The sequence below is a fragment of the Pontibacter saemangeumensis genome, from assembly GCF_039541895.1.
Lineage (GTDB): Bacteria > Bacteroidota > Bacteroidia > Cytophagales > Hymenobacteraceae > Pontibacter > Pontibacter saemangeumensis.
Genome location: NZ_BAABHC010000016.1, coordinates 637,514 through 652,249, shown reverse-complemented (window position 1 = coordinate 652,249; position 14,736 = coordinate 637,514). Strand labels below are relative to the sequence as shown.

Annotated in this window: 10 protein-coding genes; 6 read left to right on the top strand and 4 right to left on the bottom strand. The window is 55.6% G+C overall.

All coding sequences use genetic code 11. The features are described from left to right. Nucleotide 1 precedes the first annotated feature (1 nt). The 4 genes from rfbC to ABD920_RS16675 all read left to right on the top strand — a co-directional run bounded on the left by rfbC (nucleotide 2) and on the right by ABD920_RS16675 (nucleotide 4,119). Complete coding sequence (gene rfbC, locus ABD920_RS16690) at nucleotides 2-565, top strand: dTDP-4-dehydrorhamnose 3,5-epimerase (protein ID WP_345160627.1); 564 nt, start codon at nucleotides 2-4, stop codon at nucleotides 563-565. A 40-nt stretch (nucleotides 566-605) separates the two neighbouring features. Next, complete coding sequence (locus tag ABD920_RS16685; RefSeq protein WP_345160626.1) at nucleotides 606-1,967, top strand: NAD(P)H-dependent oxidoreductase; 1,362 nt, start codon at nucleotides 606-608, stop codon at nucleotides 1,965-1,967. Between the two features lie 155 nt (nucleotides 1,968-2,122). Beyond that, nucleotides 2,123-2,896 (top strand): nucleotidyltransferase family protein, encoded by a 774-nt coding sequence (locus ABD920_RS16680; protein ID WP_345160625.1) that lies wholly within the window; start codon nucleotides 2,123-2,125, stop codon nucleotides 2,894-2,896. A gap of 11 nt (nucleotides 2,897-2,907) precedes the next feature. Continuing rightward, nucleotides 2,908-4,119, top strand: a complete 1,212-nt coding sequence (locus ABD920_RS16675; RefSeq protein ID WP_345160624.1) for a glycosyltransferase family 4 protein — start codon at nucleotides 2,908-2,910, stop codon at nucleotides 4,117-4,119. 18 nt (nucleotides 4,120-4,137) lie between these two features. On the opposite strand, the gene ABD920_RS16670 is transcribed toward ABD920_RS16675, so the two are convergent. The 3 genes from ABD920_RS16670 to ABD920_RS16660 form a co-directional block, all read right to left on the bottom strand. Then, the gene (locus ABD920_RS16670; protein WP_345160623.1) at nucleotides 4,138-5,397 is read right to left on the bottom strand and encodes a glycosyltransferase family 61 protein; all 1,260 of its coding nucleotides are present in this window, start codon (nucleotides 5,395-5,397) and stop codon (nucleotides 4,138-4,140) included. A 63-nt stretch (nucleotides 5,398-5,460) separates the two neighbouring features. Beyond that, nucleotides 5,461-6,591: an alginate O-acetyltransferase AlgX-related protein gene (locus ABD920_RS16665; RefSeq protein ID WP_345160622.1), complete on the bottom strand. Its 1,131-nt coding sequence runs from the start codon at nucleotides 6,589-6,591 to the stop codon at nucleotides 5,461-5,463. A 13-nt stretch (nucleotides 6,592-6,604) separates the two neighbouring features. Then, a complete protein-coding gene (locus tag ABD920_RS16660) occupies nucleotides 6,605-8,080 on the bottom strand; it encodes an MBOAT family O-acyltransferase (protein ID WP_345160621.1) in 1,476 nt (491 codons plus the stop codon). A gap of 348 nt (nucleotides 8,081-8,428) precedes the next feature. Here ABD920_RS16660 and ABD920_RS16655 point away from each other — a divergent pair, with 348 nt between their 5' ends. After that, a complete protein-coding gene (locus tag ABD920_RS16655; protein ID WP_345160620.1) occupies nucleotides 8,429-13,333 on the top strand; it encodes an Ig-like domain-containing protein in 4,905 nt (1,634 codons plus the stop codon). Between the two features lie 5 nt (nucleotides 13,334-13,338). After that, nucleotides 13,339-14,328 carry a PorP/SprF family type IX secretion system membrane protein gene (locus ABD920_RS16650; protein ID WP_345160619.1) on the top strand — a complete coding sequence of 330 codons (990 nt, stop codon included), beginning with the start codon at nucleotides 13,339-13,341 and terminating at the stop codon, nucleotides 14,326-14,328. A 158-nt stretch (nucleotides 14,329-14,486) separates the two neighbouring features. Here the strand turns inward: ABD920_RS16650 and ABD920_RS16645 are convergent, their stop codons facing one another. Further along, complete coding sequence (locus ABD920_RS16645) at nucleotides 14,487-14,708, bottom strand: hypothetical protein (RefSeq protein WP_345160618.1); 222 nt, start codon at nucleotides 14,706-14,708, stop codon at nucleotides 14,487-14,489. Nucleotides 14,709-14,736 lie beyond the last annotated feature (28 nt).

The following is a 14,736-nucleotide window of genomic DNA, read 5'->3' as shown; positions in this document are numbered from 1 at the left end:
CATGATCTTTACAGAAACCAAGTTAAAAGGGGCCTATATCATAGATGTGAAGCGGCTGGAGGATGAGCGTGGCTTTTTTGGCCGCTCCTACTGCAAGCGCGAGATGGATGAGTATGGGCTGAATACCAACATGGTGCAGGCCAACGTCTCCTACAACAAAAAGAAGGGCACACTGCGCGGCATGCACATGCAGGTGTCGCCATACGAGGAAACGAAGCTGGTGCGCTGCACCCGCGGAGCCATCTACGATGTGATTATCGACATGCCCGAAGACTCGGGAACGTACAAGCAGTGGATCGGCGTGGAGCTGACAGCTGACAATTACCGCATGCTGTTCGTGCCGGAGGGCTTTGCCCACGGCTTCATTACGCTGGAAGACAATTCTGACGTAACCTATAACGTGACGCAGTATTACACGCCCGGCTCCGAGCGCGGCATTCGCTGGAACGACCCGGCCTTTAATATTGAGTGGCCGATCGAGCCGCTGATTATCTCCGAGAAAGACCAGGCGCACCCTGATTTTGAGGAGACCAATGCAACATCAAAAGGAAAGCAGCTGGTATAGCACCGGTAGCTTTCCGCATCACTCTAAATCTATATATACAATGATATTAGTTGATACCGCACTCGCCAAACGCCAGGCGGAGAACAAACCGGTTCGCGTGGCCATGGTTGGGGCAGGCTTTATGGGGCGCGGCATTGCGCTCCAGATCTGCAAATACACCCAAGGCATGGAACTGGTGGCCATCGCCAACAGAGACACAGCCAAGGCAAAGCAGGCGTACACGCAGGCTGATGTCCTGGAGGTGCAGGAAGTAAACAATGTGGCCCAGCTGGAGGAAAACATCCGCAACGGCAAGTACAGCATCACCGGCGACGCGATTCTGCTGTGCGAAGCGGAAGGCATTGACGCCATCATTGAAGTGACGGGCGCCGTGGAGTTCGGCACGAACGTGGCGCTGCGCGCCATCCAGCACGGCAAGCACATCATTATGATGAACGCGGAAGTGGACGGCACCGTGGGGCCAATCCTGAAGGTATATGCCGACAAGGCCGGTGTGGTGTTCACCAACGCCGACGGCGACCAGCCGGGCGTGGAGATGAACCTGTTCCGCTTTGTGAAAGGCTTGGGCGTAAAACCAGTACTGTGCGGCAACATCAAGGGCCTGCACGACCCGTACCGCAACCCGACCACGCAGGAAGGCTTCGCCAAGAAGTGGGGACAGAACCCTGCCATGGTGACTTCGTTCGCGGACGGTAGCAAGATTTCGTTTGAGCAGGCCATTGTGGCCAACGGCACCGGCATGCAGGTAGCGAAGCGCGGCATGCACGGCCCAACCGTGGCGTCAGGTACACCGCTGAAGGACGTGGTACAGAGTCTGTATCCGCTGGAGGACCTGATCGAAGGCCCGGGCATAGTGGACTATGTGGTGGGCGCGGAGCCGGGGCCCGGCGTGTTTGTGCTGGGCACGCACGACAACCCGATTCAGCAGCATTACCTGAACCTGTATAAACTGGGAGAGGGGCCGCTTTACCTGTTCTACACGCCGTACCACCTCTGCCATTTCGAGGTGCCGAATACCGTGGCGCGCGCCGTTTTGTTCAACGACGCTGCGCTCACGCCTATCGGCAAACCCTATGTAGAAGTGGTGGCCACCGCCAAAACCGACCTGAAAGCGGGGCAGGTAATCGACGGGATCGGGCACTATATGACCTACGGCCTTTGCGAAAACGCATCAACTACGGCAGAGCAAAATTTGTTGCCGATCGGGGTGGCAGAGGGCTGCGTGCTGAAGCGTGATATCCCGAAAGACCAGGTGCTGACATACGACGACGTGATTCTGCCGGAGGGAAGAACCGTGGACAAGCTTCGTGCGGAGCAGGCGCAGTACTTTGGCGCAACCGACGCTGCAGCGCGCGAGCAGGTGCTGCAGCACCAGGCGAAGAAGGAAGTTTCCTTGTCCTGATCACTCCGTACAGGTTCTGCGAGATCTGCGGTTATATATAAGCTGTCGCTTCTGCATGTGCTCTGAGGGCATATGGCTCGGGCGGCAGCTTATTTATATATAAACACCCATTGAAAAAAGCATCCGGTACCACGGCAACTTATACCAGAACAGCAATGGAAACTGTAGGACTCATACCCGCCGCAGGCTTGGGGAGCAGGCTGGATCCCATCCCGTGCAGCAAAGAGCTCTTCCCGGTTGGCTTCGGGCTGCACCCGGCGCAGGGCGAGCCGCACCCCAAGGTGGTGTCGCAGTACCTGCTGGAGCACATGCAGCGGGCCGGGGTTCGGAAAGTATATATGATCCTTCGCAAGGGAAAGTGGGATATTCCCGCCTACTTTGGCGACGGCAGCCAGCTGCAGCTGCAACTGGCCTACCTCCTCATGCAACACCCCTACGGTACCCCCTTCACCCTGGACGCGGCTTTTGAATTTGTACAGAACAAGCGGGTGGTGTTCGGGTTTCCGGATATACTTTTTAGCCCGGAAGACGCTTTCTCCCGACTGCTCGATCGGCTCTCGGAAACGAAGGCTGACGTGGTGCTGGGCTGTTTTCCGGTGACGTCTCCGCAGAAATGGGATATGGTTGCCCTGGCCGGAAACGGAGAGGTGAAAACCATCCTTCAGAAACCGAAGGAGTCGCAACTACTATATGGCTGGGCGCTGGCCTGCTGGTCCCCGGCCTTTACGGAGTTCATGCACGCGGAGCTGCAGCAGGCACTGGAGCGATGGGGCGGTAGCGACCAGCCGTTTGAGCTCAGCTTGGGCGAGGTGGTGCAGGCCGCTATATATAGTGGGCTAACTGTGCAGAGCGTACGCTTTGACAACGGCAGTTGCCTGGATGTCGGCACTCCCGGGGACCTGCGGCAGGCCATGAAATCTCTTATTTAAGTACCCATTCCATGCGCATCTTACAAGTTCACAACCATTATAAAATCTCAGCCGGGGAGGATACCGTTTTTTACGCCGAGGCAGCGCTGCTACAGCAACACGGCCACCAGGTAGATACGCTGACGTTATCCAACAAGAATGTCAATTCCGTTACTGAAAAGCTGCGTTCGGCGGTGGGGGTTATATATAACCGGAACAGCGCGGGCCTGCTGGAAAAGAAAATCAGGGCGTTCCGGCCGGAGGTGATCCATGTGCATAATTTCTTCCCGCTGATCTCCCCGGCGGTGTTCTATATTGCCCGGAAGCACAGGGTGCCGGTGGTGATGACGCTGCACAATTACCGGCTGGTGTGCCCCAGTGCTTACCTGCACTACAACGGACAGCTGCACTTGGAGAACGTGCACAAAGTTTTCCCGCTGGCTGCCATCAGGGATGGAGCCTACCGCAACTCCCGGTTCCAGACGGCCTCGGTGGTGCTGGCGACGGGCGTGCACAAGCTGCTGGGCACCTGGCAGCACAAAATAGACCGCTATATCGCCTTAACCGCCGGGGCCGCCGATCTCTTCTTGAATTCTTCGCTGAAGCTGCGGCCTGAACAGCTCGTGGTGAAACCGAACTTCACAGCCGACCTGGGGCTGAGCACCTCCGAACGGGAAGACTTCTTCCTGTATGTTGGCAGGCTATCGCCGGAAAAAGGTGTCGGGACGCTAATGAAGGCGAGTGAAAATCACCCGTTCAGATTAAAGATAATTGGAGACGGCTCTATGCGGGAAGAAGTAGAGCGACATGCCGCACAGCACCCGCAGGTGGAGTACCTGGGCTATCAAAAGCTGGACAGGGTGGTGCAGGAGCTGAAGGCGTGCCGGGCGCTCATTTTCACGTCCGAGTGGCCCGAGATGTTCGGAATGTCCATCATAGAGGCTTTCTCAACCGGAACCCCGGTGATTGCCTCCAACATTGGCGGCGGTGGGCAGCTTGTGCAACACGGCCAGAATGGGCTGCACTATACGCCTGGGAATGCAGAGGAACTGGTGCAACAGATAAAAACAGTGGAGCAGGACATTGCCTATGCCCAGCGTTTAGGGGAGAATGCCCGCAGCGATTATGAAGCGCATTATACGCCGGAGGCCAACTACCGGATGCTGCTGCAGATATACCGGGATCTCACCGGGCAAAAAGAAAGGCCTGCTGCTGCAACCGTAGCTGCACCGGCAGACCTTTAACTGCTGTCGTCAGCTGTATTATACTGCTTTCGCTTTCCTGTCCGTTTCCCTTAACTGAATCTTTTCCTCCCCCTGCAATTCCTCCAGTAGTTCCAGCACCCTGCTGGTCTCTACGTACAGGTGCTCGCGCTGGCCCTGCCCCGCGTTACGCACCGCGCGGTTGCCTTTGCAGATAATGTAATGATAATCGAGGCCGATCTTGGTGGCGATATCATAGAAAGGCTCCACCACGAAGCCCTCGTTAAAGATCTCAATCACCTTGGTGCCCGGCTTGCAAAAGAACATGCTGATGAGGCCAGCCCCTGTGGCCCCTATCATGATATCCGCCTGGGAGAACAGGTTGATTTTCTCTCTGATGTTCAATTTGCTGGACACCACATTTTCAAATCCGTAAGGCGCCAGTTCCTTCAGCAGCTCTTCCTCATTCAGAACATTGCGGATGCCGGAGTCGGAGCGGCTGATATACAGGCGATGGCCGCTTGATTTGACAGACAGTGTTTTTTCCGTTTCAGCACAGGGCATAAAGGAGTCCCGGTTGAAGTCGCAGAGCCACTTTGGCACCAGTGTGTGATTGCCGCGCGGCGCGGTAGAGGCGATGATGCGGTCCGCGACGATATGCGCGTGCTCGTCGCTTGAGATGATTTTTTCCGGTGGGATGCCGAGCAGGTCCAAGGTCTCGGTCTGGTAGCTGTAGCGGAGGCTGGGCACATAAAACCAGTCGACCTGGTCATACAGGCCGCTTTCTTTCAGGAGGTGGAGCCGCGGAAGCACGTCCAGGAACCAGTGCCCGATGTTGTTGACACCGGCCCCGCCCGACAGCATCGAGAACACCGTGCCCTCGAAGCGGGAGGGGACGGTGAAATAGCGCTGCTCGAAGATATTGTTCAGGTCCGGCTCCGTTACTTTCCCGTTCTTAAGGCTCAGCGAGACATTCTCGATCAGGCGGTTGTACTGCGATACCACCGCCACGCTGCTTTCGTTGTCGGTATACACGCGGCCGTTGGGTACTTCCACTACAATATAATCGGTCTGCACCTGCTTCTTAGGTTTCCAGTAATCCGAGCAGGCGGCATAGAGTTCGTCTGATATGTCCAACCGGGTTATATGCTCCCGGTAGATCATGTGCAGCAAAAACTCCCGGTCATTGTTGGCAGACGTATCGGTGAGGTTGATGCGACAGACGGCAGCCGGTTTGTACTGGGAATTGAAAGGTACGATTCTTCCTAAGATCTTCTTTGCCCTTTTGGTACCCTTATCGAAATAAGCCTTTATTTTCATACTTGGTTTTGCTAACACCATCCATCATATCAGTGCACAAAGTATTGCTGTGTGCGTAACCGGTCATTCGCTGCCGGGGTAATTTACAAAGTTTTTATTGTTTTTCGGGGAAGTTTTATCCTCCTGGTGTGCCATGGTGATATGCCTGGCGACCAGCTGGGCCGCCACTTTCACCGCTACGTTATTCCAGTGAGCGTCATCCGCCGGGTAAAGCGACACCTGGTTGTTCTGGTACAGGCTGTCAAAAGGATGTTGGGTATTGACATATGCTACCCCTCTTTCATCAAGCTCGGCCATTAACTTAGGTAAAAAGGTAGGCTTCTTCTGGGAAGGCAGCAGTTGGTAATAAATGTTCTCTTTGTTCGGAATCGGCAAAAACAGGAATTGGATTCCCCTTTCTGCCAGCACTTTCCTATATCCCTCCAGCACATCCGCAATTTGAGTGATCTCCTCTTCGCTGTAATCTCGGTTGGCTACCTCACCCTCTATAAAAAACTCGTTATCATAGGAAATATATTCCCTGCGGCCCGTTGCCCGGTCGATATTCGCAAGGGTGTAGTGGTAAAGCCCCAACTTGGAGATGCGGTCGGCGGTAACCGCCAGGTACGTGAGCACCGGCGAGGAGTTGATCAGGTTGCCGGTGAAGTTGCGCACCCTGGAGCTGATGCCGTTGGCCCCCACTGCCGGAAGCCCGGGAATGCGGCGCTCGATACTCGACACGATCACCAGCTCAGGCGGGTTTTCTATAAAGCGGTCGGTGGCCAGGAACCGGTTTACGGTGGCCGGCGCAAAGGAATATACGTCCTTGTTCAGTTTATTCTCCAGCACGGCTGCCAGGGTTTCCTCCTGCGACAGTTTTGCGCCGGTGATGTTGGAGTCCCCGATCAGCAGCACATCGTGTTTTGTGTCTGAGTTCCTGTAGCCATATTCGTCTGTGCGCCACTCCACCAGCCTTTTCTGCGCGAAGGGGGTATGCGGGGCAAGCTCCCCTTCCTCCACCATCCTCAGGTGCATGTTCGGGTAAAACGGCCCCGACATGATCCGGACGGAATTGACGGAGATGGTTTCCCATATCCTGAACGTGAAGAAGTTCATGGGCAGCACGAACACCTCGACGAGGGGCCACACGGCGAAAGGCAGCACAAGCAGGGTCAGCTTCAGCAACAGTTTCTTTACACCTTCTTTTTTTTGCATAACCCTTTAAACGCTAAAACTGAAAGTATATAAACTCCTGGCTTCCGAACTGCCCGAAGAGCAGCACGGCAATGATAGCGGCGTAGTAAACGCCCCATCGCACCCAGGCCGGGCGCTGTGTCAGCAGTGCAGTCACGCTGCCGTTGCGCTGTATCAGGTGCACTGTTTCCATCACAGCGACGGACAGCACCGACACCATAAACACTTTAAAGCCCTGATTCATGTACACATCGTGTGCCACATCCAGCGAAAACACCTGTAAAGGGTTAGTTAGCGTGGCAAATGACTGGCCTACTATATAAAAGGCGTCCCCGATGGTGTTGGCCCTGAAAAAGATCCAGGCAAAGCAAACCAGGAAGAACACGGTAAGCACCTGCACCCACTTATATAGCTGCGGGTGATCGGCAAGTCCTGTTTTCTCCACAAAGGCATTGCGGTGCTCCCTGGTAAGGATGCCCGACACCTGGTACACGCCGTGCAGCGCGCCCCAGACCACGAAGGTCCAGCTGGCGCCGTGCCACAGACCGCTCACCAGAAACACGATGAACAGGTTGTAGTACCAGCGCCACTTCACCACCCGGTTGCCGCCCAGGGGGATATATAAATAGTCGCGGAACCAGGTGGAGAGCGATATATGCCAGCGGCTCCAGAACTCCGGAATGGTCTTGGCGAAGTAGGGGCTCCGGAAGTTCTCCATCAGGTTAAAGCCCATGATCTGCGCCGCGCCAATGGCAATGTCAGAGTAGCCTGAGAAGTCGCAGTAAATCTGGAAGGCGAAGAAGACGGTGGCAAGGATAAAGGAGAACCCTTCAAAGTCGCCCGGGTTGTTGTAGACTTCGTTCACCATCAGCGCCAGGTTATCGGCGATCATGATCTTCTTGAAAAATCCCCAGGCCATGCGCCGCAGGCCGGCCACCACGCGGGTGTAATTAAAGTCGTGTTTCTCCTTTAGCTGCCCCAGCAGGTTACCGGCGCGCTCGATGGGGCCCGCTACCAGCTGCGGGAAAAATGTGACGAACAGGGCGAAAATGCCGAGATGCCGCTCGGGTTTGATACGCCCATTGTACACGTCGATGCTGTAGCTCATCGTCTGGAAGGTGTAGAAAGAGATGCCCATGGGCAGCAGCAGGTCGAAGGCCGGCATGGCGTAGGGCACGTGCAGGGCCAGGGCCAGCTCGCGGGCGCTGTCGTTAAAGAAGTTGTAGTATTTAAACAGCAGCAGGATGCCCAGGTTGGATCCGAGGCTGAGCCACAGCCACGGCTTGCGCCTGTCTTTTTCCTCGTCGGTATACCTTCCCATGGAGCGGCTGCAGGTATAATCGATCAGTGTCGAGATAACCAGGATGATCGCGTAGGCCGGCTTCCACGCCATATAGAAGTAGTAGCTCGCCAACAGCAGGAGCAGCCAGCGCCTTCTGAAAGGCGTAAGAAAATATAGGAGAACTACTATCGGAAAGAAAATGAAAAATTCAATAGAGTTGAAGAGCATACATTCTCCAGATTTAAGGGTGCTTAATCATCCGGGAAGCTTCAGCCCATGGCGCTAGCGTGCCGGGTGCAGAAGCTTTTACGGTTTAGGTTCGGGTGCGTGTATTTTAACCCTATTATATAGAAGTTGTAACAAAAAGTTGTGTCATTCACCATATATTTTTCTAAATAAATAAAGAATGCTATATATAACCTGTTGCGATTCCTGGGGTGGGGGGCGACGGCAGGAAAGGCAGCTGAGCCTGAGATGGAAGCTGCCCGGAATGGCAGTTAAAATTAATATAACTAAAGTATAGCAGTATCGTTATATAGGTTGCAAATACACAAGCCAAACCACCCTTATTACCATATGCCCTTATATGTACACCTGCGTCAGGCACTTATCGTTTTACTGCTCTTTGTATCTGGCAGTAAGATTGTAGCGGCCCCGCTCAGCAGAAGTTCTGAAACTATTGTCTTTGCTCCCCCGGCATCAAAATTTCAGACTAAGCCGCCATTTTTCGAGACGCTGATTTTCAAAAACGAGCCTCCGGCCGGATCAAATGACAATGAGGTAGTGAAATCAGCCTCCACAAGCCGCCCGGTGCCAGCCACTCCCGCCCGGCAGCCGGCGAAGGTTTATAAGATCATGCCTTTAGGAGACTCTAACACAGAGGGTGGGAGCAGTGCGATTGCCATAGCGAACAGGGCAGGATACCGTGATAAACTAGAGGAGCTTTTGAATGGCTCTAGAATGGAAGGGCTATATGACTTTGTGGGAAGTGAGAATACAGGGGGCAACCTTGTTGACGACACAAACCATGCCGGCTTCGGCGGTGCCCGGGACGAAGACATTGCCACTCTTTTAAAGGACGGAAAATACAAAGACTATGATGGAAAAATGCGTGGAGGTAAAGACGGCCCCTACCTGGATCAATATAACCCGGATATCATCCTTCTCCATATCGGCACCAATTGGATAGACCCGAGTCCCGGTGGAGTGAAAGATGTAGAAAACATCCTGAACCAGATTGACGAGTTTGAGGCGAGGGCAAAGAAGGAGGTGACAGTGATACTGGCCCGGATCATTCTCACGGCCGGGCAGAATGCCGGCTTGGATGCTGCTACGAAAACATATAATGACAACGTCAGGGCCATGGCCGTGAAAAGGGTGCAGGCCGGGGATAAGATCGTTTTTGTAGACATGCAGTCGGACGCAGGGATCCTATATAAAATCGCGGCTGACAACTCCGGTCCTTCGGAAGGAGATATGGCCGACAACCTGCACCCTAACAGGAAAGGGTATGATAAAATGGCGGCTGTTTGGTTCAATGCGCTGCAGGATGTCATGACCCCGGACACGCAGGCACCCGAGACGAAAATAGATGACAAGCCTGCCGCCGTATCAACGAAGAATAGCGCCACCTTCAAATTTTCAAGCGACGAAAACGGTGTTAACTACCAGGTGAGCCTCGATAACGCGGCTTTTGCCCAGGCAACCACCCCTTTCACCGTAAGCGGTCTGGCAGAGGGAGAACACACATTGAAGGTCCGTGCCGTAGATGCGGCAGGTAATACAGACCAGACTCCTGCCACCTATAGCTGGCTGATTGACACGAAAGCCCCTGCGGCCCCGGTAGTGACGGCGCCTGCCAACGGGGCTATCCTCGGCACCAGCAAGCCAGCTTTTACGGGTACGGCAGAAGCCAACAGCACCGTAGCCGTGTCTGTGGACGCTGCGGTTATCGGCAGTGTGAAAGCAGCGGCCAACGGCAGCTGGTCCCTGACCCCTTCCACGGCCCTGGCGGATGGCACCCACACCGTGTCTGCAAAAGCCTCGGACGCCGCTGGTAACGTGAGCGCCAACAGCAACACCAACACGTTTGTTGTAGATGCCACCACGCCCGACACAAAGATTGACGCAGCGCCAGCCGCGCTGACTAACGATAAAAACGCGACATTCGATTTTTCGAGCAACCGGCAGCAAGTTACCTTTGAGGCCAGCCTGGACGGGGCAGCTTTTGCAGCGGTATCAGACCCGCTGGTGTTAAAAAACCTTTCGGACGGGCAGCATACGCTCAGGGTACGAGCCAAAAGCCAGGCGGGCACGCCTGATCCAACGCCCGCCAGCCATACCTGGACCATCGACACTAAAGCACCTGCTGCACCTGTTGTTTCGGCTCCTGCGGAAGGTGCGGTACTGAGCAACAACAAACCCGCTATCACCGGAACGGCAGAAGCCGGCAGCAGGGTGACTCTATATATAGGGGGCAGCCAGTTGGGCACGGTAACAGCAGGAGCAGACGGAGAGTGGCGCTTTGTGCCGGCTACAGCGCTCGCGGAAGGGGCACAGCAACTCACCGCCAGCGCCACCGATGCGGTAGGCAACACCAGTGAAACCAGTGGCGCCCGCCGCTTCGCCGTTGACAGCAGGGCTCCGGAAACTACTGTTGCTTCCGGTCCCTCTGCCGTCTCTAATCGCAGTGAAGCAGCATTCAGCTTTGGGAGCAACGAGGCAGGGGTCACGTTTTGGGTGAGCCTGGATGGCGCCGCTTTCAAAGCGGTGGCGAGTCCCTTTGAGCTCTCCAACCTGGCGGATGGGGCGCATACCCTCGCCGTCCGCGCCGCGGACGCAGCCGGGAACACCGATGCCACCCCGGCCACGCACAACTGGCTGATCGACACGAAAGCGCCGGGAGCGCCTGTTTTTACAGGCATCACAGAAGACCGGGGCCCTGAAACGAACGACCAGGTGACCGCAGACCATACCATCCGGATAGCAGGGAAAGCAGAGGCTGGCGCTGTGGTGCGTGTCGCTGAAGAGGGAGCCGAAATTGGCAGGGCGACTGCCAACGCCTCCGGCAGCTGGGAGTACAACCACGAAAACACTTCGCTGCCGCAGGGCTCCTATACGTTCACGGCCACGGCCACCGACGCAGCCGGTAACACCAGTGCGGCCAGTGCTGGCTTTGCCGTCACCATTGAACTAACGGCACCCGAAGTCAGCATCGCAAAGGCCCCCGGAGCCCCTTCGAATGCGGCCTTCAACATTTTGATATCATTTACAGAAGAGGTATATGGCTTAACTGCGGCGGATTTCGAAATAACGAACGCCGTGCTGAGCAACCTGGCGGCTTCAGATAAAGCCTCTTACACGGCTACGGTAACGCCAGCCGGAGATGGCAAGGTGCAGCTCTTGCTGCCGGCCGGTAAAGCCACTGACCTGGCAGGGAATCTGAATAGGGCCTCTGTTTTACTGGAGACGACGCACGATGCCACGCGCCCGCGCCTGACGCTGGGATCTGAGGCGCCGGCTGCTGTCAATGCCCCTTTCACCGTGACGTTCACTTTCAGCGAGGCCGTGTCAGGGTTTGCTGTTTCGGATATAACCGTTACAAATGGCTCGGCTGGGGATTTCAACACACTCAATGACAGAACCTATACGGCGCTGATAAGGCCGGGCGAGGATGGCGAGACAAGCGTAAAAGTGGCCGCCGGTAACGCCCAGGATGGGGCCGCAAACGGGAATGAGGCATCGGAAACGCTCAAAAGAATATATGACGCGCAGCGCCCGACTGCTTTGTTGAGCACCACGGCGCCTAATCCAACCAAAGCCCCTTTCACGGTGACTTTAGCATTTAGCGAACCGGTAGAGGGTGTGGCAGCAGGCGACCTGAGGCTGACAAATGCAAACGCCTCACAGCTCAGCAAGATAAACGACAAAACCTACACTGTCCTGATCACACCTGTGACCGCTGGTGAAGTCGCCGTGGCCCTGGCTGCAAACGTGGCGCAGGATATGGCAGCGAATGGAAACCAGGCATCTAACGAATTGCGGCTGCTGTACGATGCTGACCGACCCGTTGTAACCGCTGCCACGACAGCTGCCTTACGCATAAACGCCCCCTTCATAGTCACTTTCCGCATCAGCGAAGCAGTTACCGGTTTCGACCTCGCCGACATCGCAGCCAGCAATGCCCGGGCAGAAAACCTGCAGAAAATCTCGGAGGGGGAATATACCGCCCTGATCACGCCCACCACCGACGGAAAGGTGACGGTGCGTGTGCCGGCAAACAAAATGGCCGATGCCGCGACAAACGGCAACACGGCCTCGAATGTGCTCGAGCTTACCTACGATGCCACCGCGCCAGCGGGTTATACCGTGCAGTTCGGGGTTGAGCGTGTGGATGTGACTAACCAAAATAAGGTTGCCCTGCATATAGAGGGGGCTGAGACAGGGGCCTCCTATACCTACAGTATCCGGAGCAGCAATGGCGACGAAACGATCACGGGCACAGCAGAGGTCGCGACGGCCGACTTCACAGTGGCTGGTCTTGACCTGACTGGCTTGCGCGACGGCCGGCTGACCGTGTCGCTCACCCTCACCGATGCCGTCGGTAACCAGGGCCCGGAGGTAACAGCCCAGGTAGAGAAGCTGACGAAGAACATCGAAGCGGTCCAGGCGTTTTCGCAGATCAAAGTGCCTTTTAAAACCGCTTTCGGAGACGTGCCGCTGCCTGGTGCGGTGGAGGTAACTTATACCAACGGGGAGCAGGAGGAGCTAAGCGTAACGTGGGAAAAGGGAAAATACAGGGATGACGTGCCCGGCATATATGCCTTGGTTGGGGTGCTGGAGCTGAAAGAGAATACTTCCAACCTCAGTGACAAAACGGCCTCTATTACCGTGGAGGTGGCACCGAACCAGCCTCCTACAGCACTCACGCTAAGCAAGGACACCTTCGAGCCAAACATCGAGCCACACCAGATGATCGGCACTTTCGCCACCGCCGACCCCGACGACAGCGATTTTATATATGCATTGGTGGCCGGCGAGGGAGATACCCACAACCAGCTTTTTGAGCTCAGCAATGACAATGAATTGACTCTCAACTCAAACAAAGGCTTGTCCGGGATAGCCAGGTTTACTATCCGGGTCAGGAGCACGGACCCCTATGACAACCACATCGAGCAAACCTTCACCCTCACCAAAGCGCCCTATCAGCCACAGGGCAAGATCAAGCTGGTAAACGCTTTCTCCCCGGACGGAGACGGCACGAACGATACCTGGACGGTACCCGAACTGCGGTATTACAATGCCATTGAGGTAGAGGTTTTCGACAGGGCCGGTGTGCGCCTGTTTCATACCACCAACCCGGAACAGGGGTGGGACGGCCGGGGAACCGATGGCCGTATCCTGAAAGGGTCATACTTTTACATCATCCGGATCAAGGATATAAACATGGTGCAGAAAGGGGTGCTAACCGTACTTAACTAGCAGAAATGAAGAAATTTATACTATCCATCAGCCTGATTTTATATATGATCGGGGTGCAGGCCCAGAACCGAAAGCAGATTGCCGGTTTCACGCAGTTCAAGCAGTTTTATAACCCGTCACTCACCGGCTATGAGGGGTCAGTGGTGCGCAGCCTTTACCGGAACCAGTGGACAGGCTTCGAGGACGCCCCCAAAACGCTGCTGGCCACCGGCGAAATCGATGTACAGATGCTCGGCAAGCGAAACAACGGCTACCGCTTCAACGGCAACGGGAGGGATGACCTGGAAGTGGGGGCGAAGCACGCGCTGGGGCTCACGCTGCTCTACGACCAGTTCGGGCCTTCGAAAGAGTCACAGGTGGGGCTGAGCTACGGCTCCGGCATCAGGTTGTCGGAGGGGCTGCGTATGCGCTGGGGAACAGCCCTGACTTACCGCATGCAGCGCCTGGACGGCAGCAGCCTGACCGTGGACCAGGAGAATGACCCGCGCTATACCGAGGTGCTGGGCAACAGCAACCGCAGCGGGTCGATGGACCTGAACATAGGTCTGGCGCTGACGGCTGCGCGTTACTATATCGGCTATGGCATGCAGGATGTCACGGCAGGGAGTGTTGTCTCGACGGGGGATGATTTCCTAAACGAAATGTACACGCGCAAGCACGTGGTGCAGGCCGGCTACCGGGCGAACATCACCGGGCAGTTTGGCTTTACCTTGAACGGCATCTACCAGTACGACAGCCTGCTGAAGTCCACTGTGGAGGGCCAGGTAAAGGCGGTATACCAGAACATGTTCTGGGTAGGGGGCGGCTACAGGAACGACCAGGCATATAACCTGGGGGCAGGCCTGAACCTGGATCAACTCTATATAGGCTACGCCTACGAAACGCCTTTCCAGGAGGCCAGGGCCATCAACAAAGCGACCAATGAGATTACGCTCGCCTACAAACTCCTATCCGGGAAAAGCAAAAGGCAAAGCGAACAGCCCCTGCTCTGGTAACCTGCCTGAAATAAAGGGGAGAATTTTTTAGGGCCGGGGAATAGCAGTATCCGGGGATGAAAAACCCGGAGCGCTTGTCGCTGTATTTGCTATAGCATTTTGAGGATAGTTGCCGGCTCCCCGATTTTAACGGCGGGGCTGAAAAGGCAACTGTAATATTAGAGAGCCGTAATGTAAGCCTTCCTAGTTAACAGCTTTACGAGCTTCTGCATGTCCCTTCCCGTTTCCCTTCGCCGGATTTTCCTTTTCACCCTCTTTTTTGCCCTAATCCGCGCTGAAGCGACAGGCACCGTCGGGCCTAAGGTTTCAAACGCGATCCGGAGAGGCGCTTCCAACATCGTCGCAGCCGCCTTGAAAAGAGGGGCTACCAATCGTTTCATAAAAGCTGTCTCTGTAGACAGGCAGGAA